Origin of the sequence: Candidatus Leptovillus gracilis (assembly GCA_016716065.1) — a bacterium.
Classification (GTDB): domain Bacteria; phylum Chloroflexota; class Anaerolineae; order Promineifilales; family Promineifilaceae; genus Leptovillus; species Leptovillus gracilis.
Genome location: JADJXA010000001.1, coordinates 500,231 through 522,863, shown reverse-complemented (window position 1 = coordinate 522,863; position 22,633 = coordinate 500,231). Strand labels below are relative to the sequence as shown.

At 57.3% G+C, this 22,633-nt stretch carries 20 protein-coding genes, 1 tRNA gene and 1 pseudogene; 12 read left to right on the top strand and 10 right to left on the bottom strand.

Translation table 11 applies throughout. The features are described 5' to 3' along the window. Positions 1-73 precede the first annotated feature (73 nt). From IPM39_02275 to IPM39_02260, 4 genes are all read right to left on the bottom strand, one after another. Entirely contained in the window at positions 74-442 is a 369-nt protein-coding gene (locus IPM39_02275; GenBank protein ID MBK8984898.1) for a roadblock/LC7 domain-containing protein, read from the bottom strand. Between the two features lie 162 nt (positions 443-604). After that, positions 605-2,149 (bottom strand): DUF4129 domain-containing protein, encoded by a 1,545-nt coding sequence (locus tag IPM39_02270; GenBank protein MBK8984897.1) that lies wholly within the window; start codon positions 2,147-2,149, stop codon positions 605-607. Continuing rightward, entirely contained in the window at positions 2,146-3,609 is a 1,464-nt protein-coding gene (locus tag IPM39_02265; GenBank protein ID MBK8984896.1) for a DUF58 domain-containing protein, read from the bottom strand. The genes IPM39_02270 and IPM39_02265 overlap by 4 nt, the downstream gene beginning before the upstream one ends. Before the next feature lie 44 nt (positions 3,610-3,653). Continuing rightward, a complete protein-coding gene (locus IPM39_02260) occupies positions 3,654-4,604 on the bottom strand; it encodes a MoxR family ATPase (protein ID MBK8984895.1) in 951 nt (316 codons plus the stop codon). Between the two features lie 399 nt (positions 4,605-5,003). On the opposite strand from IPM39_02260, the gene IPM39_02255 reads away from it, so the two are divergent. From IPM39_02255 to rnhA, 4 genes are all read left to right on the top strand, one after another. Next, entirely contained in the window at positions 5,004-6,419 is a 1,416-nt protein-coding gene (locus IPM39_02255) for a LysM peptidoglycan-binding domain-containing protein (protein ID MBK8984894.1), read from the top strand. Between the two features lie 149 nt (positions 6,420-6,568). After that, positions 6,569-7,003: a CBS domain-containing protein gene (locus IPM39_02250; GenBank protein MBK8984893.1), complete on the top strand. Its 435-nt coding sequence runs from the start codon at positions 6,569-6,571 to the stop codon at positions 7,001-7,003. 119 nt (positions 7,004-7,122) lie between these two features. Next, positions 7,123-8,526 carry an FAD-dependent oxidoreductase gene (locus IPM39_02245; GenBank protein MBK8984892.1) on the top strand — a complete coding sequence of 468 codons (1,404 nt, stop codon included), beginning with the start codon at positions 7,123-7,125 and terminating at the stop codon, positions 8,524-8,526. A gap of 66 nt (positions 8,527-8,592) precedes the next feature. After that, complete coding sequence (gene rnhA, locus IPM39_02240) at positions 8,593-9,471, top strand: ribonuclease HI (GenBank protein ID MBK8984891.1); 879 nt, start codon at positions 8,593-8,595, stop codon at positions 9,469-9,471. Positions 9,472-9,499: 28 nt separating this feature from the next. Here the strand turns inward: rnhA and IPM39_02235 are convergent, their stop codons facing one another. Both IPM39_02235 and IPM39_02230 read right to left on the bottom strand, forming a co-directional pair. Then, positions 9,500-9,721 carry a hypothetical protein gene (locus tag IPM39_02235; protein ID MBK8984890.1) on the bottom strand — a complete coding sequence of 74 codons (222 nt, stop codon included), beginning with the start codon at positions 9,719-9,721 and terminating at the stop codon, positions 9,500-9,502. Positions 9,722-9,733: 12 nt separating this feature from the next. Beyond that, positions 9,734-10,174 carry a cyclic nucleotide-binding domain-containing protein gene (locus IPM39_02230; protein MBK8984889.1) on the bottom strand — a complete coding sequence of 147 codons (441 nt, stop codon included), beginning with the start codon at positions 10,172-10,174 and terminating at the stop codon, positions 9,734-9,736. A gap of 212 nt (positions 10,175-10,386) precedes the next feature. Between IPM39_02230 and IPM39_02225 the strand changes: the two genes are divergently transcribed. From IPM39_02225 to IPM39_02210, 4 genes are all read left to right on the top strand, one after another. After that, positions 10,387-10,470: transfer RNA gene (locus tag IPM39_02225), tRNA-Leu, on the top strand. 199 nt (positions 10,471-10,669) lie between these two features. Next, positions 10,670-11,701 (top strand): hypothetical protein, encoded by a 1,032-nt coding sequence (locus tag IPM39_02220; protein MBK8984888.1) that lies wholly within the window; start codon positions 10,670-10,672, stop codon positions 11,699-11,701. 114 nt (positions 11,702-11,815) lie between these two features. Beyond that, positions 11,816-13,369 carry a GAF domain-containing protein gene (locus IPM39_02215; GenBank protein MBK8984887.1) on the top strand — a complete coding sequence of 518 codons (1,554 nt, stop codon included), beginning with the start codon at positions 11,816-11,818 and terminating at the stop codon, positions 13,367-13,369. A 64-nt stretch (positions 13,370-13,433) separates the two neighbouring features. Then, a complete protein-coding gene (locus tag IPM39_02210; GenBank protein MBK8984886.1) occupies positions 13,434-14,771 on the top strand; it encodes a CpXC domain-containing protein in 1,338 nt (445 codons plus the stop codon). 54 nt (positions 14,772-14,825) lie between these two features. Here the strand turns inward: IPM39_02210 and IPM39_02205 are convergent, their stop codons facing one another. After that, a complete protein-coding gene (locus tag IPM39_02205) occupies positions 14,826-15,470 on the bottom strand; it encodes an FHA domain-containing protein (GenBank protein ID MBK8984885.1) in 645 nt (214 codons plus the stop codon). A gap of 116 nt (positions 15,471-15,586) precedes the next feature. Here IPM39_02205 and IPM39_02200 point away from each other — a divergent pair. From IPM39_02200 to IPM39_02185, 4 genes and pseudogenes are all read left to right on the top strand, one after another. After that, positions 15,587-16,554: pseudogene (locus tag IPM39_02200) on the top strand (serine/threonine protein kinase). A gap of 4 nt (positions 16,555-16,558) precedes the next feature. Next, entirely contained in the window at positions 16,559-16,942 is a 384-nt protein-coding gene (locus IPM39_02195; GenBank protein MBK8984884.1) for an IS1 family transposase, read from the top strand. 198 nt (positions 16,943-17,140) lie between these two features. Beyond that, a complete protein-coding gene (gene ugpC, locus IPM39_02190) occupies positions 17,141-18,241 on the top strand; it encodes a sn-glycerol-3-phosphate ABC transporter ATP-binding protein UgpC (protein ID MBK8984883.1) in 1,101 nt (366 codons plus the stop codon). A gap of 93 nt (positions 18,242-18,334) precedes the next feature. Continuing rightward, a complete protein-coding gene (locus IPM39_02185) occupies positions 18,335-18,685 on the top strand; it encodes a hypothetical protein (GenBank protein MBK8984882.1) in 351 nt (116 codons plus the stop codon). Between the two features lie 26 nt (positions 18,686-18,711). On the opposite strand, the gene IPM39_02180 is transcribed toward IPM39_02185, so the two are convergent. From IPM39_02180 to IPM39_02170, 3 genes are read right to left on the bottom strand one after another with little or no spacing between them, the layout of a single operon-like run. Further along, positions 18,712-20,178: a hypothetical protein gene (locus IPM39_02180; protein ID MBK8984881.1), complete on the bottom strand. Its 1,467-nt coding sequence runs from the start codon at positions 20,176-20,178 to the stop codon at positions 18,712-18,714. Between the two features lie 60 nt (positions 20,179-20,238). Beyond that, positions 20,239-21,711: an FAD-binding oxidoreductase gene (locus IPM39_02175; protein MBK8984880.1), complete on the bottom strand. Its 1,473-nt coding sequence runs from the start codon at positions 21,709-21,711 to the stop codon at positions 20,239-20,241. A 47-nt stretch (positions 21,712-21,758) separates the two neighbouring features. Further along, a complete protein-coding gene (locus tag IPM39_02170) occupies positions 21,759-22,544 on the bottom strand; it encodes an SDR family NAD(P)-dependent oxidoreductase (protein ID MBK8984879.1) in 786 nt (261 codons plus the stop codon). Positions 22,545-22,633 lie beyond the last annotated feature (89 nt).

Below are 22,633 nucleotides of genomic sequence, written 5' to 3'. Positions count from 1 at the left end.
GTGACATGCCCCTCCGCTCAAAAATGATCTGTGCGTTTATTGCGAAAAGGGCTTTCGCATAATTCCCTTGCAGTTAGAGGAGGCGCGTCAGGTCCTCCACGGCCCGGCTCATATCCAGGAAGATAAGACCTAATTTGGCCTGGGCGCGGGCCAGAACCGTTAATACGGCGTCTTCCCCGACAGCCATCAACACGATGATCCCATCGCTGCCATCAATAAACACACGTTTGAGTGTGCCCCGACGCAGTTCGCTGGAAATTCTGTCGCCTAGAGAGAGCATGGCGGCGGACATGGCCGAGATGCGGTCTTCATCCACATCGGCCGGTAGTGAGGAGGCCATGATTAAGCCATCAACACTGACAACTGCTGAGGCTTCGATGTCTGGCGTTCCTGCTTGTAAGTCCCGAAGGCGGTCAACCATCATTTCGGTACGGGATCTCATTCTGAAATCTCCTTAGTCACGCTTGTTTGCAGCTTGATTTTATGTTAGTTAGAACGAAAAAATCATAACATAACTATCTAGGGCTGTCAAACGAAGAATGGGCGGCAATTTGAGACCCGACAGGTCTAAAAGAGGCGTCGGGTCTGGGCAGACAAGGCTGTTTTAACCGCTGCTGTTGTCGCTTTTGACTCGTTTGGTCAGGTTGACAGTTGTGGCATTGGCAACGGCCGTTTCCATCGGTTTGGTTGCCTCCAGCCGTTTCCAGGCTGTCTGAATCGCGTCTAGCTCGGCGCGGTTTTCGGGGAGTTCGCCATAGCGGATGTTGACATAAGCCTGGGTGATGAGCTGGCTTTCAGAAATGTGATTGGGCCAGGCGAGCGCCAGCGTCGCCAGGTATTCAAAGGGGGTTTCGGCGGCGGCGCGGGGGTAGCCATTGGCGGCGGCAGCCCGACACAACTGGGCATAGATGCGGCGGATGGAAACGGCCGTGCGCCAATTGCGTAGCAGCCCCAACCGGTGCAGCAGCCGACGGCCCAAACTGGCATTTTGCGGTGGGCGGGTGGCGCTGTCGGTTTGCTCGCTGCTGCGCGCGGCCAGTTCTGCCTGACGGTACAGCCGCCCCAGGGCCAATGTCACCAGCAGGATAACGGCGACCATGAGCAAGACGGTGATGAGTTTCGGTCCGGCGATGCCAATTGCCGTGGGGTTGACGATGCGCGTCGCTTCGGGCGGTAAAATGAGGGGGTCGAGGGTTGGCCGGGGCGTGGGAGTTGCCAGTTGGCTCATCAACGGGGCCAGCAAGGCGATCAATAGCTCCACCAGCCAGCCAATGAGTTTCAGAAAGGGCAGCGCCAGGTGGAACAGGGTGCTGCCGATGACTGCGCCGCCAACGACCAGCGCCTGCCGCAGTGTGGTCAGCCAGCGCACGGCCGTTAACGCCGATTCGCCGGCCACCAACAGCGCCAGCAGGCCGGCCGCCAGGATGATGAGCAGGGCCGCCAGAAAAACGGCCGTCAACCAGCGTGGGTGCAGCGACGCGGAGCGACGCGAACGGGCCTGTTCCACCTCTTCGGCGCGGATGAGGGCGACGGCCGTTAACCCGGCCAGGAAGAAGAGCAGCAGGAACGGGACGATGCTCCAGAGCAGACGGCCGTTGGCAAACCAGACCACCAGTGGGGCGACGATCAAGCCACCTACGCGCAGGCGCAGCCCGGCGCCCACAATGGAGAAATCTTTGTCCACCAGCAGCAGCCCGCGCCACCAGACCAGGGCAATCAACAAAAACAGCGACAAATCGCGCAGCCACCCCCGATTGTTGATGTCCGCCAGGTTGGCGGCAAATTCGCCCAGCCAGGCCCAATCGAGCAGCGAAGCGGGCCGGTAAAACAGTGCGCGCCAGGCCACCAGCACGGTGATTAGCAGGGCCACCACCAGAATCCGGCGCTGTCGTTCGCGGTCCCAATCCAGGGCGCTCATCAGCCGGGCCAGATTAAAGGGCAGCAGCATGAGCAGCAGCAGGCAGAGCGCCAGCAGCGTGGGCGGCCAGAACTGCGCCCAGCGCAGCAAGGCGAAGGCAAAGGGCGTCAGCAGGGCAATTTCCATTACGCCCCAGGTGATGTAGATGAGTTCGTGGTGGGTGTGGCCCCACAGGAGTCTGGCCGATGGGCGCGCCGCCGAGGCGGTTGAGGGAAGGGCGGGCGTGGTCATGGGTGGACGGCCGTTTCCAGCTCTAACACCACTGGCTGCGGCACAGGGATGGCGCTGAGGGCGGCTTCGGTGGTTGTGCGCGCTGGCTGGCCGGTCTGGAAGGCGAGCGCGGTGGCCGGGATGTGGTAGGTGAGGATGTCGCCAAACGCTGGCGGCGGCTCTTCGGCCAGGGAGATGAGGACGACGCGGCGGCCGGCTTCTTTAAGGCGCAGCAGGGTGATCATGATCTCGTCGGTGACGACGGCTGTTACCAACACGGCCGTTGCCACCCAGGGCAGACCGGGGCTTTCGCGCAAGATCATCTTCTCGATGGAACCGGTGGCAAATTCGGTGACGACGGCCAATCCTTCCAGCAAATGGTTGATCTGGTCAGGGCTGCGGCCTGGCAAGATGCGGATGGGTTGGTCAGAATTGGGCACGGTCCCATTCGCATAAACGCCGACAGCCCACTTTTGCTGCACGCCATAATGGGCGCTGGAGGCGGCCACGCTGACGGCCCGTTCCAACAGATCGGGGTTATAGCCCATCCAATGTTTGGCATAGGTCGCCACGTTCAGGAAGACGGCCAGGGTCATGCCCACGGCCGGGTCGTAGACTTTGGTTTGTAAACGGCCGTGTCGGGCGGTGGCTTTCCAATGGACATCGCGGAAGCGGTCTTGCGGCTGGTAGTCGCGGATGCCCTGGGTTTTGATGGGGTCGGTGAACAGGCTGCGGCGGACGCGGGCGTCGCCAAATGGCTCTTTGGCCGGCAGGCCCAATTCGCTGAGCGGCCAGATTTGCGGATAGACCACCAAGGTATCTATGTATTGGCGCTGTTGGTCGCGGGTGAACAGGGTGAAAATGTCGCCAGAGCGGTAAGTGACCGGGCCGAGTTTGTAGTAGCCGCGCCGGGGGAAGGTGAGGGTGGTGTGGCGCTGGGTTTTTTCACGGCCGTGCAGCGAAAAAGTATTCTGATACACATGTTTGCCGGCCATTTCGCTGGCCAGACGGGCAATTTCGTCGGTTTCACCGGGGGCGATGGGCAGCTCATCCTGAAATTGCAGCCAGGCGAGGGGCAGCGGTTTGTGGTTGCCAACGGTCAGGGTCATGGTGATAGGTTCACCGGGGAAAACGCGGGTACGGTCGAAGCTGCGCTCGTAGGTGACGCCCAGCAGCGACAAGTTTTTCCACACGTAGCTGACGGCGATGATGAGCAGCAGCGCCAGGCCCAGGGCCAGCCAGTCCGGGTTACGTCCGGCGGCCAAACCGATCAATACAAAAACGGCCGCCAACAGCGGCCAGGCGTCGCTAAAGATCGAATTTTCTCGTTCACGCACCACCATGCCCCGCGCTCTGGCAAAATCGGCCACATCCAGGTTTTGGCCGGTAGCTGCCGCCTGCATCAGGTTACGCCGCGCTTTTTTCTGCACGTCGCGCCGGTTTTCCCGCGCGATGAGTTCAATCGTCTCGTAGTTTTGCATGGCACACCGACCACTGAACACTGAACACTGAAAACTGAAAACTGCTACCAGTCCCCTGCGCCATCCTCTACAGGCACGGGCACGGTGGCCACGACTTCGGCGATCACCTGCTCTGGGCTGCGGCCGCGCAGACGGGTTTGTGGGTTGACGATGAGGCGGTGGGTGAGGACGTGAGGGGCCATCTGTTTGACGTCGTCGGGGATGACAAAGCCACGGCCGTTTACCGCCGCCAACGCCTGACACGCCCGGTAGAGGGCCATCGTGGCCCGTGGGCTGGCCCCCAACTCGATGTCATCGTGGTCGCGGGTGGCGCGGCAGACGTTGACGATGTAATGGCGCACCGAGGTTTCGACGCGGATCTGGCGCACGGCCGTTTGCATTGCCAAAATCTCTTCCGGTTCGACCATTTTCTCCAGGCTGTCCAGCGGGTCGCGGCGCTCAAAGCGCAGCAAAATGTCGCTCTCCTCGTCCGCGCTGGGGTAGCCCAGCGCCACTTTGAGCAAGAACCGGTCCAACTGCGCTTCGGGTAGGGGGAAGGTTCCCTCCAACTCGACAGGGTTTTGTGTGGCTAAGACGAGAAACGGCCGTGGCAGGCTGTGAGTGGCAATGTCCACCGTCACCTGTCGTTCCTGCATCGCTTCCAACAGCGCCGATTGGGTGCGCGGCGTGGCCCGGTTGATCTCGTCGGCCAGGACAATTTGGGCAAAGACAGGACCAGGGCGAAATTCAAACTCCTGCGCTTTCTGATTGTAATAGTAAATGCCGGTCACGTCTGAGGGCAGCAGGTCTGGGGTGAACTGAACGCGGCCGAAAGTGCAGCCCAACGAGGCGGCGATGGTTTTTGCCAGTGTCGTTTTGCCCGTGCCGGGCACGTCTTCCAACAGAATATGCCCTTCGCATAACATGGCAATGAGGGCCAGGTTGATGATCTCGTCTTTGCCAACGATAACTTTTTGGATGTTTTGGCGCAGTCTGGCGGCGGTTTCGGCGATCATAAAACGTCCTTTATTGCTGGAGTTGTCAAATCTTTAAGATTTGACAACTCTATCCCCCTTGAAATAGCTCGAGCTAGAGTTTGGCAAGACTTCTTCCTCTCGCTCTTGCTTTCGCTCTCTCTTGTCATTTCAGGCAAGTATACCTCATCCATGAGGTGCGCAGTAGATTCTATGCTTGTGTTTATGTTAAGATTGCTTATAATGTAAAAACGCGAGCGTCTCTTGAAATAGTGATTGTGGCGCTTGAAGTTGTTTGTCATTGTTCGGGTTCGTCAGTTTGCTAGCAGCCGTAAACCGAAGTCCCTATGCCGCTTTCCGGTGGCATTTGCCAGAGTTAGCGCCCTACGGATTACGGATTACGGGTACTAGTCTGCTGCGGACCTCATTGAGGAGGATGTTATGAAGAAGTCGCGTGTAGTAGCCGTTGTTTTGGCGTTGGTCGGCGTGCTGATCACGGTGACAGTGGTGTCGGCGTTTACCTACCAAATCCAGTGGGGGGATACGTTGTGGGGCTTGTCGCGCCACTTTGGCACAACAGTGGACACGTTGGCGCGGGTGAACAATATCTCTAACCCCAACTTGATATTTGCCGGACACTATTTGGAGATTCCCGACGGTACGGCCGTTCCCCCGCCTACCGTGCCACCCCCCACCGTCCCGCCCGGCACAACGACCTACGTGGTGCAGCGGGGCGATACACTCTCTTCTATTGCCAGTCGGTTTGGCACGACGGTGTATGCCATCGTCCAATTGAACAATATCCCCAACCCCAACCTGATCTTCCCCGGTCAGGTGCTTATCATCCCCGTCGGGCCGCTGCCGACGACTACGCCTGGGCCGTCGCCCACGCCTGGGCCGTCGCCCACGCCACCACCGCCGCCCACTTCTAACTTTGAATTGGGTGGGCAGACGTTGAGTCTGGCTTACCCAGAGCGGATGCAGTACGCTGGGATGACCTGGGCCAAGTTTCAGTACAAATGGACGGCCGGCGATTCGCCAGAGGCGGTGACTGGGGTGATTAATGCGGCGCGCAACCAGGGATTTAAGGTGTTGGTGTCGGTGACGGGGGCCAACACTTATCCTGCGCCGGGCAGCATCAATTTTGCCAGCCTGACGCAGTTTTTGAGCGGCGTGGCGGCCCTGGGACCAGACGCCATTGAAGTCTGGAATGAGCAAAATATAGATTTTGAATGGCCGGCCGGTGAAATCAGCCCGGTGTCTTATGTGAATAATATGCTGGCGCCGGCGTACCAGGCGATTAAACAGGCCAACCCCAACGTTATCGTGATCTCTGGCGCACTGGCGCCGACCGGTTTCGACAATGGCTACAACGCCTGGGCCGATAATCGGTATCTGACGGGCATGTGGCAGGCGGGGGCGGTGAATTACCTGGACTGTATCGGCGTTCACCACAACGCCGGGGCGACTTCGCCGACGGTGACGGTGGGGCATCCGGGCGGCTCGCACTACAGTTGGTATTTTTTGCCGACGCTGAATCTGTACCACAACACCTTTGCCGGGACGCGGCAGGTCTGTTTTACGGAACTAGGCTATCTATCGCCGGAGGGCTTCCCCGGTTTGCCGCCGAATTTTTCTTGGGCGGCCAATACGACGGTAGCCAATCAGGCGCAGTGGCTGGCCGAGGCTGTCACACTGTCGCGCACCGGGGGCAAAGTGCGTTTGCTGACGGTGTATAATGTGGATTTCACGGAGTTTGACATAACTGGCGATCCACAAGCCGGTTATGCTATCATTCGGCCAGATACGTCGTGCCCGGCCTGTGACAGTTTGCACGGGGTCATGGGCGGGAATTAACGGCCGTATTTTGCCTCTGACCCGATTTTGATCTACACTTGGTTAGAGTTGGTATCCGGTTAATGTGTTGACCGGATGGGCAGGTTATCAAATAGGGGCGCAAACTATGCGCCCCTATTTTGTTTATCGTTACAAATGGAGTAGAGACCATGAAAGTTCGAAGGATTCTGGCAACAAAAGGGATGGGGGTGATGACCATCGCCCCAGACAGGCCGATTCGTGAAGCCATCGGGCTGTTGGTAGGCCACAACATTGGCGCGTTGGTAGTGGTGGATGACAACGGCCGTCCGATTGGTATTTTGTCGGAGCGGGATATTATTCGGACAGCGGCCGTGAATGAACAGGTTTTCGACCACAGCGTGGCCGACCTGATGACCCACGACGTGATCACCGGCACGCCACAAGACGACATCCACTCGCTGGCCCACACCATGACCGAACACCGCTTCCGCCACATTCCCATCGTCGAAGAAGGCAAGCTTCTGGGCATCATCTCCATTGGCGACATCTTGAAAGCCCAGCGCGACCAATACCGGGGCGAGATTGATACCCTGGAAACCCAAATCATGGCCGACGATGATTGAGAGGCAGGGCTGGCTGGTTGGCTTGTGCGTAGCCGATAAATCAATCAACAAACCAACAAACCATCTCTATCTCTACACTCTAAACCTATTTCCCATTACTGAACCAAAAGGAGCCTTCAATGTTTGAAATTGGCACACAGTCGAATCCTCTGAGGGTGGCCGTTGTGGGAGCCGGGCCAACCGGCTTTTACAGCGCCGAGCATTTGTTTAAGCAAAAAGAGTTGGTGGTGGAAGTGGACATGTTTGACCGCCTGCCCGTACCTTTTGGCCTGGTGCGGTATGGCGTGGCCCCGGACCATCAGAAGATTAAGTCGGTAACGGCCGTTTACGACCGCATCGCCCAAAACCCCAACTTTCGCTTTTTTGGCAACGTCCAGGTGGGCAAACACATCACCGCCGCCGAACTGAGCCGGTATTACCACCAGATCATCTACACCACCGGCGCGCAAACCGACCGGCAGATGAACATCCCCGGCGAACAACTGACCGGCAGCCTGCCGGCCACCGATTTTGTCGCCTGGTACAACGGCCATCCCGATTTTCAAGATTACCAGGTGGACCTTTCCCAAGAAAATGTGGCCGTCGTCGGCGTGGGCAACGTGGCCATGGACGTGGCCCGCATCCTGTGCCGCACGCCGGAAGAGCTGGCGGCCACAGATATTGCCGAATATGCTCTGGAAAAACTGCGCCACAGCCAGGTGAAAAATGTTTACATCCTCGGTCGGCGCGGGCCGGCCCAGGCCGCTTTCACCACGCCCGAAGTCAAAGAATTGGGTGAAATGCAAGACGCCGACGTGTATGTTGTGCCCGAAGAGGCGGCGCTGGACCCACTCAGCGAAGCCGCCTTGGCCGACAGCTCGGACCGGGCGACGGTGAAGAAGGTGGAGATCATTCAATCGTATGCGGGACGGCCGTCTAGCGGTAAATCGCGCCGGCTTACCCTCCGTTTTCTGGTCTCGCCGGTGGAACTCATCGGCGATGAAACCGGCCAGGTGGTGAAGATGCGCCTGGTCAAAAACAAATTGTACAAAACCGATTCTGGCACGCTGCGTCCCAAAGCCACCGACGAGTACGAAGAAATCCCCGTCGGACTGGTCTTTCGCTCTATTGGCTATCGCGGCGTGCCCATCCCCGATGTGCCCTTTTATGACAGTTGGGGCGTTATTCTCAACAAGGAAGGCCAGGTGCTGGACCCGGAAACGCAGGCGCCCATCCTCGGCCAATATACCGGTGGTTGGATCAAGCGTGGTCCTTCGGGGGTAATTGGGACCAACAAGCCGGACGCCCTGGAAACAGTGCAGCACATGTTGGCCGACGCGGCCGCCGGCCGCACCCTCTCGCCTGATTATCCTGATGCGACAGCGGCGGCGGCCTTCATCGCCGCAAAGCAGCCCGATTTCTTCTCTTACGCCGACTGGCTGAAGTTGGACGCCCTGGAAATTGCCAACGGGCAGGCGCAAGGACGGCCGCGCATCAAGTTTACCAACGTGGCCGATATGTTAACGGCCGTTGGCAAGCGCTAGAAAGAAGCGATAGCGAAGAAGAAATGGGAGGAGTCTCTCATTTCTTCTTTCTACTCGTTATTCTGCATGATGAACGTTGTTGTTTATACCGATGGTGGGGCGGATCCGAATCCTGGTATTGGGGGGTGGGCGGCCGTTTTGCAGTATGGCGAACGGGAGAAAGTGCTGACCGGCAACGACCCGCACACCACCAACAACCGCATGGAGCTTCAGGCGGCCATCGCGGCGTTAGGGGCTTTGACACGGCCGTCTACCGTCGAATTCCACACCGATTCTGAATACTTACGCCAGGGTATTACCCAATGGATAGACAAATGGTCTAAAAACAACTGGGTTCTCAAAGGGGGCAAGCCTGTCCTCAACGCCGATTTGTGGCAGGTATTATGGCCGCTGGTGAAGCGCCACGACATCGAATGGCACTGGGTCAAAGGCCACGCCGGCCATCCAATGAATGAGCGTGCAGACCAGTTGGCCCGCGAAGCACGCCTGCGCATCACCCCCAACGCCCAAATATCCGACGATGTTCCCCGGCTGTATCTGCGGGCATCGTGCAAGGGCAATCCTGGACCTGGCGGGTGGGGGGTGGTGCTGGAGCATCAGGGTGATACGCGGCAGGCCAGCGGCTCTGTGCCTGCCAGCACGAACAACCGCATGGAGATTACGGCCGTTATCGAGGGGCTGCTGCTGCTGTCCCCCGGCAGCACGGTGCAGATTTTCACCACGTCCGATTATCTTTTTCAGGGCGCAACCCAGTGGATCCATGGCTGGCGCAAACGAAACTGGCAAAAAAAAGACGAGCAGCCGGTCGCTAATGCCGATTTGTGGCAGGCGCTAGACCAATTAACTCAGGTCTACGCCATTCGCTGGATCAACGCCAAAGGGCAGACCATTCCGGCTCTAGCCGAAGCCGCCAAACTCGCTGCGGCGGCGATCATGGTTGTTTAGAACTTGTGGCGCGGGGCGACCACCCACCCTAATTTGCCCCGGCGCTGCGCCGGTGTTCGCAGGTGACATGCAAGAAGCCGAAGCTGCCCACCGGCGGCATCAGTTCCATCACCTCTATCACCGCAAAAACAGACCCGTTAAAGGCGATCTCATCGCCAATTTCTGGCTTTTTCTCTACCGTGATAATTGCTCCGGGATGTTTGCCCCCAACCACCACAAAACTTACTTTGTAGAAAATTTCATCAGTCACGGCCGTTTCCTCCTATAGTTCCGCCAGATTACGATGCCGTAACTTGAAGGCAATATCAATCGCCAGATTACGCATAACGACAAAACCGATATGGTAATTTTGCTCGCATAACCGGTAAAACTGGTCTCGTTCCATCAGATACAGCGTGGCCCCCTCGTCCGTCGCCTTGACTGAAGCGGAACGATACCCCTGGTCAATCAGCGCCATCTCGCCAATAACCTGTCCGCGCCCCAAGACTACCAGGCTGCGCGCATTTTCCAAACCGTGAATAAACACCTCCACCGAACCAAGCGCCACGACGTACATGCTGCTGCCGATGGTGTTTTGCTCGATAATCACTTCGCGGGGGGCAATCTGCATTTCCGTGCAAATATCGCCCAACAAGCCTAACTCTTCGTGGCCCAGATTGGTGAAGAGCTGAACACGTTTTAGCAAATCAATGGAAATTGACATGGGTTTCTCCGTTGAAAATAGTCCATAGATATCACAGATAGGAAATCTGTGTCCATCTGTGAAATCTGTGGATTTTCATTCGTGGTGGTGGGTTAGACCACTCATGAAGTCTCCGTTGAAAATAGTCTGTGGTGCGATGGGCTGCGGCGTCTGGAAATTTAGGAGATTGATATTGACTTTTAGCGACGAGTTGGTAAAATGCCTACCTCTCAGCCGAAGTGGCGAAACCGGCAGACGCGCTACGTTCAGGGCGTAGTGAGCTTACGCTCATGTGGGTTCGAATCCCACCTTCGGCATGAAAGCCCGGTTACTATAACCGGGCTTTTTTGTTGCCAGCTGCCAGTCAAATCGGTTCGTGTTCATTCATTTGATTGTGACAGAACTTCATGTGGGCGTCAAGATGTGGATGGTGGATGTGGGTAATTTGGTTTGAGAAATTTGGCGCAAATTGTATAATGGTCGCCATAAGCCTGCTATGAACAAGAGGGAAAAGAGATGATCGTACTTATCGCTGTTGTTGTGATTTTGCTGACGCTAGTTGTTGGCGCATTGTTGGGGGTGGCCGTATCTCGCCTGGATAAGGCAGTGGTTGCCAGTACAGCCGGGGCGCAAAACCAGGCCAAGACTTATAACCCCGCTGTAACGATGGGGCACAAAATTCCGGTCACAGGCGATTACGACGCCCAAATGAAGGAAGCGCGTCAGTTGGCGGCCCGGCAGGCGGCGACAACCCCCCGCGGCGCGAATATGCGCATTGGCAATTTGCGCCAGGAGATGGGTGGCAAGCAGCCAACCGCTTTTGATGGATTGAAGGAAGACCCGGTAACGGCCGTTAAAATAGCCAACGTCCATGGCTGGGACAGCGTTCGCACCGGCATGGCCGCCGGCGCGGCTGCCCCCGCCGCGGCGGCCCCCACTGCGGCTGCCCCCGCGGCGGTCGCCGGTCCGGTAGAACTGGTTCCCGGCAAAGATTATCCCTACATCGAAATCACCGACAGCATGTCTGACGAAGACAAGCGCAAAGCGCGCATCGCTAATTCTAAGGCCAAATCGGCGGCGACCAAAGCGGCTAAAGCCTCCGGACAAACCGGGACGGCTGCGCCTGTGGCAGCGGACGTGGCTGCGCCTGTGGCGGCTAAAGTCGCTGCGCCTTCCGCGGCGGCCGCGGCCGGCATCGCTGAACCGGTTATGATCGAAATCACCGACAGCATGTCGCCTGATGATGTGCGCAAGGCGCGTATCGCCAATTCCAAAGCCAAAGCGGCGTACAACAAAGCGTTAAAGGCGGCTGGCGTAGACGTCGGCGCGGCGGCTGAGGTGGAACCGGAAGCCGCGCCGGTGGTGGCAGCGGCGGCAGCGCCCGCTCCGGCGGCTCTAAGCGGCATTCCCAAACCTGATCTCATCGAAATCACCGAAGGCATGTCGCCCGATGACGTGCGTAAGGCGCGTATTGCCAACTCCAAAGCGATGTCCGCCTATAACAAGGCGCTAAAAGCGGCCGGAATTGATCCCTCAACCGTCAATTAAGCTGGCAGCACGATAACCAGAAAGCCCAGGCCAAACTTCCTGGGCTTTTTTTATGGGTTACTGTTGGAATAGGGAACTATGTTACAATGTTTTCTCGTTTGTTGAGGGGAAAATATGGCAAGAGCATTGGTAGACATACGGATTTTGCAGCGGGAATATTTGCTGGCGATCAGCCGGGCGCTGACGGCCGAATTGGACCTGCCCGATGTCCTGCGGATTATTTTGCAGGCGGCGGTGGAAATTGTATCGGGGCGGGCGGGCATGATTGTGCTGTCTGACCCCAACAGCGAGACGCTGCGGGTGGCGGCCGTGTATGGCATTCCGGCCAATCTGGTGGACCATTTTGCCCCGCTAATTCGCGGCGTGCCCTATCAGGAGGGCGAAGAACACAAGGCTATCCCAGAGTTAACAGCCCGGCTGAATCTGATTGCGCGGCAGGCAAATTTGGGACTAACGGCCGTTACCCGCATCCCCATGATCTCGCGCAGCGAGGTCATTGGCCTCATTTACGTCTTCCAATCCAGCAACTACCTTTTTGCCGAAGACGTGGCCGATTTGCTGCGCAGCTTTGCCGAGCAGGCGGCCATTGCTGTGCGCAACGCCCGCCTCTACCAACAGGTAAACCAGGAGAAACAGCGCTTATCGCTGCACATCACCGTGTTTAACAAGGCCCTCAGCAATATGATGGGCTGGTCGGCCGAAGAAGCCATTGGGCAGGCGCACCAGGCTGTGGTGCAGTGGGAGCGGCTGCGCACCGACACCGACCTGAACCGGGCTATTGCCAATGGTTGGCCGCCGCCGGGTGCGGTCCAATTGTATGTGGAAGGGGATTTTAGACGGCCGTACCACGAGCGGCATCAGGCGGCCGATGGCAGCTTGATCAGCCTGGGCATTACCTACGCGCCGTTTTTGGATGGTAACGGCCGTATGACCGACATCATCGCCAACGTGCGCGACCTGACCCGCTACCGCGAGGAAGAGCAGTTACAAAAAACTTTCATCTCGGTTATCAGCCACGAACTCAAGACGCCGGTGTCTATTATCAAAGGGTACGCCGGAACCCTGCGCCGCCAGGACGCCAACTGGTCGCGGGAAATTGTGGATGATTCGCTGAATGTGATTGAGGAAGAAGCAGACAACCTGACCGACCTGATAGACAATTTGCTGGAAGTATCGCGCTTGCAGGCGGGCACGTTTAGCCTGGCCGTCAGCGACGAAGTGCTGCTGCCCAAAATCGCCGAGACGGTGGTGCGTAAATTCGGCAACCAGACGGCCAAACATTTCTTTTTCCTTGACTTTCCGCCGGATTTCCCCACAATTTGGGGGGATGAACGTCGCCTGACCCAGGTGTTTAACAATCTCATCAGCAACGCCATCAAATATGCGCCCGATGGGGGGCAAATTACCATTCAGGGTACTGTGCATAACAGCCATGTGGCGGTAGCCGTGCGCGACCAGGGCATTGGCATCCCCGAACACCAGCAGCACCGTATTTTCCAGCAGTTTTCCCGTCTGGATAATGCCTTGAGCCGTAAAACCGAGGGCACGGGCCTGGGATTGTACCTGACCAGGGCGATTATTGAGGCGCATCACGGCCGTATCTGGTTTGCCCCCAACGACGACGGCCCCGGCACGACCTTTACCTTTTCCCTGCCCAGAGAGCAATAACCCCGTTTTCTTTTGCCTCTTTGTGCCTTTGTCCCTTTGTAATTCATTCTTTAACGGAGACTTTATGCAAACTCAAATCACCTGTCCGAACTGCCAGACCCGCTATGTGGCCGAGGTCTACCAGCTTCTTGACGTCGGACAACAACCAGAACTGAAGCAGTATATTCTGAGTAACCAGTTTAACCTGGCCGTATGCCCGCAGTGCGGCGCGAGCGGCCAGATTGGCACGCCCCTGGTGTATCACGATCCGGCCCATGAACTGTTTATGACCTTTGTGCCACCGGAAATGAATCTGGACGCCATGCAGCGCGAACAGTTGGTCGGCCGGCTGGTGCGCCAGGTGGTGGAAAGCACCCCGCCGGAACAGCGGCGCGCCTATATGTTCCAGCCGCAGTCTGTCCTGAGTATGCAGACCTTCATGGAGAACATCCTGGAGACCGAAGGCATTACCAAAGAGATGATCGCCCGGCAGCGTAAACAGTCGGACCTGCTGCGCAAGCTGGCGACTGCCGACAGCGATGTGCGCGACTATTTGCTGCATGAGAACATGGGGCTGATTGACGAGACTTTCCTGATGATGCTGCAATCCATCATGGAAGCGGCCTCGCAGATGAATGAAAGCAGTCAACTGGTGAAGCTGAGTAACTTGCGCGCCAAATTGATGACCGAAACGGCCGCCGGCCGTAAGTTGGAAAAACAGCAGATCGCCGTACACAAGTTTAACCAGGCAGCCAAGAAACAAGGCGGCCTGTCGGCGGAACTGCTGCTGGAACATGTTCTGGCAAATCGGGACGAAGACGACCTGGTAGACGCCATTGTCGCCGCCGGGCAGGGGGCGCTGCGCTACAATTTCTTTAGCCTGTTCACCGAGGAGATTGAGAAGGAAGAAAAGAGTGGCAACCTGGCCGGCGCGAAGCAGTTGTCTGATCTGCGGGCGCGGCTGCTGCAAATTTATGACCAGATTCAGCAGCAGACGCGCCAGGTGATGACCCAGGCGGCCGAAACGCTGGAGGCTATTCTGCAAGCGCCAGACCTGGAAACGGCCGTGCGCGCCAATTTCGACCGCTTCGACGACGCCTTCATGTATTACCTGGCCTCGCGCATCGCCCAGGCCGACCAACAGGGGCAGGTGGAATTGGTGCAGGCGCTGCAAGATGTCCACAGCCTCATTGTTCAGGAAGCCGAAGGGCAGGTTCCGCCGGAGATTCAACTGCTCAATACGATGCTGGAAGCCGACAGCGACCTGGAGCGGGCGCAAATTTTAGAGGCGCACCCGGAACTGGTTTCCCCGGAAATTTTGGAAGTGCTGGGCGTGGTACAGACACAGGTGCTGCAAACGGGGCAAGATGAGTTGAACGGCCGTGTAGAAGCCATCAAAGCCATGATTGCCGCCCGCTTGTAAGCCTACAGCGTTTGCAACAAAAAAGCGCCGCAAGCTGCTTGCGGCGCTTTTTTGTTAATGCGGCGCGTTTTCCAGCCGGAAGCCGTGCCCGCGCACCGTCACAATGTAGTTATAATCGTCCACTTCGGTCAGACGGTCGCGCAGGCGGCGCACCAGGGCGTCTATGGCCTGTTCAGATACGCCAATGCCGTCTGTGCCCGGCCAGACCACCTCGATAATGTCTTCGCGGCTGCTGACAGCGCCATGCCCATCATACAAAAGCTGGAGCAGGCGGAATTGGGCCAGCGACAACGGCGGCGATAAAATTTCGCCGCGAATGTAGACCGAACGCTGCGATTCGTCAATGGTTAGCGCGCCTTGCCGGGTAGGAGGATCAAACGTCAGGGGAAGGGTGGCGTCTGTGCCTACAAACACCATTTTGACGCACAAAGCAATTTGAATTTCGTCTCCGTCCTGGATGGGGACCGTGCCGCTGACCTGTTCGCCATTGAGGTGGGTGCCATTTTTGCTGCCCAAGTCTTGCAGGAAGAAACGGCCGTTTTGCCGCAAAATTTTGATGTGGTAGCGGCTAACCTGCCGCTCTGGGAGTACCAGGTTGCTGTCGCTGCCGCGCCCAACGACAAACTCGTCGGTATCAATGGTCCAACGCTGCCCCAACAGTTCGCCTTCGCGCACAATTAATACAGGTTGTTCTTGCATGATTTCCGCCCCTTGATCACTTACTGATAGGCCTGTTTGCTTGGAAAAAGTCACGATTCTACATGCTCATTCACAAGATGTTATAATACAACAAGATAACGAAATACCATAATTCGATGATACGACACACAAGCAACACTATTCTACGCGAACGCTATAAGATAACCAATATTGTTGGGCAGGGGGGCATGGGCAGCGTCTATCGCGCTGAGGATTTGCGCCTGCCTGGCCGATTGTGCGCCCTGAAAGTTGTGGAGCCAGACCCCAACTTTTCATTGGAATTGCAGCAGCAGGCCCAGAGCCAGTTTTTGCAAGAGGCCAGTATTCTGGCGCAGCTAGACCATCCCAACCTGCCTAAGGTATCTGATTTTTTTCGGAAGACGGCCGTGATTATCTGGTGATGGATTTTGTGCCCGGCAAAGACCTGAAGGAGCTGTTGGACGAGGCTGGCGCGCCATTGGCCGAGAAGTTGGTGCTGAAATGGGCCGAGCAAATTGTAGACGCGCTGGCTTACTTGCACCGCCAGGACCCGCCCATTTTGCACCGCGATGTTAAGCCGGCCAACATCAAGCTGACGCCTGACGGCCGTATCAAGCTGGTAGACTTTGGCCTGGTAAAACTCATGGTCCCCGACGACGCCCGCACCATCACCGTGGTGCAGGGGCGCGGCACAGCGCTGTACACGCCGCTGGAACAATACGGCGGCGATGGCGGCCACACCGACGCCCGTACCGACGTTTACGCCCTGGGCGCAACCTTCTACCACCTGATCACCAACACGCCGCCGCCAGACGCCAAAGCGCGCTTCCTCAACCCGCGCCTGCTCCAGCCGCCCCATCTGCTCCAGGAGACCATCAGCCTGCCCGTGTCTGAGGCGTTGATGTGGGCATTGGAGATGCACCCCGACCAGCGCCCGGAAAGCATAGACGCTTTTTACAGGGTGCTTACCGGCCAACAGCCGCGCCCTGGCCAGACGCCGCCGACGGCCGTCTCTTCTCTATTTGCCGCGTTGGAGAGCCATTGGGTAACGCCCGTTCTGGTGCTGGCCCTCTTTTTTGTGGCCGTGTTAATCACCATCCTCTGAGCCCATGAATGAAACCGCGCCCCCGGAAATTTGCTGCCCGCACTGCCACAGCCAGCTGCGCCAGATGAGAGACGGCCGTACACCGGCCGGCAGCCAGCGTTATCGCTGCGCCAGCTGCGGCGTTCGCTATACGCCTGTGCCCAAAGAACAAGGCTACGATGAAGAAGTGCGCCTGCAAGCGCTCCGCCTGTATCTGGAAGGTCTCAGCCTGCGCGAAACCAGCCGCTTGCTCAGCGTGAACCACCAAAGCGTCGCCAACTGGATTAACGACTACGCCACCCACATGCCAGCCACACTGCCGCCCAGCATCTTAGAGATTGCCATCCTTGATGGTTTCTACACGCCACCGGCCAAACGGCGTGTCCGAATCCCACCATCCACCGCATAACACCACGAATTTAGACAGTTTCTTGTGGTTTGTTGACATCCCCCCTACCCCTGGCTATAGTTGCCATAAGTTTTGTAAGAGTCATCGGAAGGTTCCTTTCACAACCTCATTGTCACCATTTCTTGGTCTGGGTGTTCAGGTCAGGCAGTTTGCCGCAGTTGACCCGCAACGCCTAAACGTTATAGTAAGGAGAGATAAATGGCGAGTGTAACGTACAGAAGTGTATACAAGCGTTTCGGAGATGTTGTTGTCATTAATGACTTGAACATGGACATTGCCGATAAAGAATTTGTGGTTTTTGTCGGTCCTTCGGGTTGTGGCAAATCCACCAGCTTACGGATGCTTGCCGGTTTGGAAGAGATCAGTGAAGGCGAGATCATGATTGGCGACCGGGTAGTCAACGACGTGCCGCCCAAAGACCGCGACATTGCCATGGTCTTCCAATCCTACGCCTTGTACCCCCATATGAGTGTTTACGACAACATGGCTTTTGGTTTGAAACTGCGCAAAACCCCCAAAGCGGAAATTGACCGTCGCGTAAAAGAAGCGGCCGACATTCTAGGTCTGGGTGTGCTGTTAGACCGCAAACCGAAGGCGCTTTCCGGTGGTCAGCGCCAACGTGTGGCCGTGGGCCGCGCCATCGTCCGTGAACCATCGGTGTTCTTGATGGACGAGCCGTTGTCTAACCTGGATGCGAAACTGCGCGTTTCGGCCCGCGCTGAAATTACCAAACTGCACAAGCGTTTGGGAACCACCTTCATCTACGTGACGCACGATCAGGTGGAGGCCATGACCATGGGCGACCGCATTGCCGTGTTGGCCGATGGTATCTTGCAGCAAATTGATTCGCCGCGTAATTTGTACAACAAACCCAACAACGTTTTTGTCGCCGGTTTCATCGGCAGCCCCAGCATGAACTTCTTTAACGCTACCGTGATTCAGGAAGAAGGCCATCTATTTCTGGACACAGGCGATTTCCGGGTGCAGATTCCCGACAGCCGCAAAACGATTTATCAATCCTATGCCGGCAAGGAAGTGACGATGGGGATGCGGCCGGAACATGTACATTCGCCCGAATTTGCCCCGCCCAGCATTGTGGCTTCGCCGTTTAAGGCGACGGCCGAATTGGTTGAGTTGTTAGGCCATGAGCTGCACCTGTATGTCAATACCGGTAAAAACAGCATGGTCGCCACGGTGGATACCCGGATGAACGTGACGGTGGGTAATACGGTGGACCTGGTTATGGACATGAACAATGTCTATCTCTTCGATAAGACGACGGAGCAGGCTATCCGTTAACCTGTTGGTTGAATGATGTGAATTAAAACGGCCGTTCCCCCCGGAACGGCCGTTTTTTGTTGACACTTCATCTATCCCGGCTACACTTCCCCCATGCCTGAAGCACACTACAACATCGGTGATACCTTTCCGGCGCAGTTCGCCTGGCATTTGCCCGGCGGCGATTATCTACGCGCCGTCTTTACGGCGGAGGTGTTGGCAATTGTGGCGTCGGCCGACAAATATGTCGTGCGCCTGGTGGCGTTGGTCGCCGGACGACAGGAAAATGAAAACGGTGTTCTCAGGCCGACGGAAGAATTTTCACGCGACTATTGGGCGTTGGTGGGGCAGCTCATCGGCCGCCGCATCACCATCGCCTTTGAAGCCGACGACGGCCGTGCTGTGCATTTTCGCCTGGAAACCCTGACCGGAGAACACAACTATTTTTACCGCTTCCCGGATTGACGATTGGTCCTGAGCTTGCCGAAGGATTAGTTCTCTGTCAGCTTCTGGTTGACGATGACTGGCTGCACGGCCGTATACGCCGCTTCGGCCCCCTTCTTCACCGTCTGCAAGCGGCTGAGTTGGTCGTGCCAGAAGCCAGACCCGGCGCTTGCCCCCAACCCCGTCAGGATAATGCCAGCCGAAATAGCCGGCCAATTTGGCAGCAGCGTAAACCGCGTACTCAGAAAGTCGGCCGATTCCGGCAAAAAGTCGGTCAGCAAGTCGGCGGCGTCAATTTGCAGCATGTAGGCCAGCGTCACCCCCACAATCACCGAAATCAACCGAATGAGCTGCACGTAACTGGCCCGGTCACTGACGTCGCGTTGGTCCAGCGCCAACAACTGCCCGGCGGCGTGTTCCAAATTTTGAATGGCCGGCGCGGTTTCGCGCTGGGCGCGTTCGCTCATCAGCGCCTGATAACGTCCGGGCATCAGCCGTTTTTGCAGCCATTCCCAGAAACGGCGGATGTGGGAACGGATGGCGTTGCGCTGTTTTTCCAGATTGCCCAGCAGGTCGTTGATCGCGTACAGATAAGCGTAGCCTAGTTCGGCTCTTTGCATCTGTTCCAGAAAGCTCTCCAACTGAATTTTGACTTGCTGGATGGCGCGTGGGCTGAGGCCCGAGCTTTCCAGCGTTGGCAGCAGCATTTCATACTCCAAACGGGCCTGAGCATACGTTTTTTGCTGCATAGAGACGATTTGGGCGCGGGTCCAGTTGGTGAGGGGGTCGGCCAGGTTGTCGTTGATCAGGCGGTTGAGTTGGCGGGTCAGGTCGTCGGGGGTAAGCTGACCGAGGTTGACGACGGCCGTGTCTATCTGTTTGTCTAGCAAGAGCATAAGGGGCTGTACGGCCGTATTGCTCAGTCGCAAATTGGCGGCTAACCGGGTCATGGTGTGCTGCAAACGCCCTTTGAGCGTTGTAGTGGCCTGGTGGATTTGCACGGCCGTCGCCTCGCTGCCAAACAATTGATCCACTGTCTGTTTCAGACTGTCCGTGTGGAGGTCCACCACGGCGTCTTCGATGCGGAAAACCGGTTCCAGCAATCTTTTCAGATCAGCCAATTGGTATTGCAGGCGCTGCTGCGCATCCATGCCCACTCCCAGGCTGCTGAGAGTTCCGGGCAGCACTTTTTCATATTCTTCCAGCGTTTTGCGGGCAGTGGGTTTGCTTTCCAACCCTAAAATAAGCTTAAACACGTCCACCACAATTTCGGTGCCAATGGCCATGGTGAACATGGTGACGATGAAAATGCCGAGGACGGCAAAAATGCGGCCCAACTCGCCGGGCAGCCCGATTTGCGGAGCGTCTTGGGTGTCGGGTTGGTTCTGGGCGGAGGCGGCGATGGGGGAAACGGCCGTATTTGCGCCGCTATCTGCCCGAACCAGCGGCGCAAATACGGCCGTCAGCGCCAATAAAACAACCAGCACAACAAACGAAACGAATCTAGGCGACATCTCGTCCTCCCTAAAAACACAGCGCGATTTGCTCAAAAGCAAATCGCGCTATAGACCAGATTATGCAGCGCCAAAGACGCGCCGCCAGAGGTTGGTTTGCAGGATGTTGTCGGGGTCGCAGCGCGCCTTGAGTGCGCGGAATTGGCTGATGGTCTCTTCGCCCAGGAATGCCTGGGCCACTGCCGGGCGCACAGTGCTGTCTTTGGCGAAATAGAAACGGCCGTTCGCCGCCAACACAATCTCGTCCAGCTCACGGGTGAGCTTTAGCATTTTCTGTTGATTGTCCGGCGTGATGCGGAAATCCATCGCCATCGAAAAGCCATCCACCCCATAGCTGAGCAAAAAGTCATCCGGGCGATGGCGTTTGAAGACGGTCAGGTAGTTGGGCAGGTCGTAATAGTGCGAGACGCGCAGGATGTCGGCGAAGGCGTTCAGGGCGTTCTCTTTGGGGATGAAGGGTTGGTACTGAATCAACCCACCCGGCCCATACGCCTTCTTCCAATGAGGCACATAGTCTAGCAAAAAGTGGAAGGCGGCGTGGGTTTGCCGGTAGACCTTGCCACCGCCCACGTGACCGGCGACATATTTGGCCTTGTTGATCAGCCGCGTGCCGACGTTGTTCATCAACGGCCGCATCCCCAACCACATAATGGATTTGGGCACGATGCCCATCAGGTTCTCCGGCACGTGTTGGTTGTCCAGGCGCAGGCTTTGGCTGGGCGATGGGTCGGCCCCTTCTGGCAGGTAATAGGCGCGGTGTACGTCGCCGCGGCCCAGGGCACGGCCGTTGGCAAAAGCATCTATCCAGCCCACAATGTAGCTGCTTTCATCTACGTAAGCATGGAAATAGTCAAACATCCCGGCCAGGTCGGGCTGCGCCTGGGTGTAGACTTGCAGATAGCCGGAATAAATGCGGGTCATTTGCAGGGTCAGGCTGGTGAAGCAGCCCAACAACCCCATGCCGCCGATGGCTGCATGGAAAATGTCGCTGTTTTCCGCCCGGCTGCACATGATGATCTCGCCCGATGGCAGCATCAAGTCGAACTGCAAAATGTGATCGCCGATCGTCCCTTTGCGCCAGGCGTTTTTGCCGTGGACGTTCATCGCGGCGCAGCCGCCAATGGTTGTTTTGGACGTGCCGGTGACAACAGGCGGCCACCAGCCATCTTCGATGATGTACTGCCACAGCTCTTCGATGGTGATGCCCGACTCGACACGCACAATGCCGTTCTCCGGGTCCCATGCCAGCACGCGGTTCATCCGGCGCATATCCAGGACGATGTTTTCGTCGTTCATGAAGGCGTCGCCGTAGCTGTTGCCGCCGCCGCGCATGGCGATGGAACGGCCGTGTTGGGCAGCCAGCGCCAACACCTTTGCCAGCGCCTCCAGGGTGCTGGGCCGGTAAACATAACTCATGCCTTGGGTGGATTCGCCCCAGCCGCCGACGATTTCCAGATGTTCATCCGGCAGCACGGCCGGATGAACGTAATGTTTCGTTTGATTTGTTGATGTTGGTACTGATTTGTCAATCATGATGGTATCCAGACAAACGACAAAAGTCTCCAAGACTTTTGTCGTTGTTAGAAGCTGAGCCGCCGGAAGATGAAGGAGGGGATGTGGCGAATGATCAGGCCAACCAGGCCCCAGCGGGCGGGTACATAGACAACGTGCCGCTTTTGCTGAATGGCGGCGACAATTTGCCGCGCCGCGTCTTCGGGCGAAATAACCCAGAAGGTTTTGGGCGCGTTTTTCAGCAGAATGGTGTCTACAAAACCGGGCTTGATGGTGGTAACGATGACCCGCTTTTTAGATAGGCGGTTGCGTAGCGCTTCCAGGTAGGTGTTCAGCCCAGCCTTGCTGCTGTTGTAGACCGGCGATCCCACGCGCCCCCGGTCGCCGGCAATGGAACTGATGGCGACGATGTGGCCCTGGCGGGCGCGGGCAAAGCGCACGGCCGCCTGATTCAGCCAGGCGATGGCTCCAATCAGGTTGGTGTCAATCATTGCCTTGTCTTTGTCCAGGTCGTATTCATCCAGGGCGACGGCCGGCTGCACGCCAGCCGCATAGACGATGAGGTCCAGCCCGCCTAAATCCTGAACAATGCGTTGAAAGAGGGCGGGGACAACGGCCGTATCGGTCACGTCATGCACATAGGGCAGGGCGCGGGGGACGTTGGGCGTGGGGGCGTTGAGGGCGGCGCAGACGGCCGTTAGCTCTGCCTCGCGCCGCGCCAGGGCGGCCACAACATAGCCCTGGCCGACCAGTTCGCGGGCCAGCGCCGCGCCAATGCCAGACGACGCGCCAACAACAATGGCGCGTTTGATAGGTTGTAGGGGTTTAGAGATGATAGGTGTTTTTTCAGACATAGGATGTTTGTTGGTTCGATAATTTGTTGGTTTGATAGGTTGATAGTAGCCGTAGGCCGAAGTCCGTATGCCGTTATCCGATGACATTT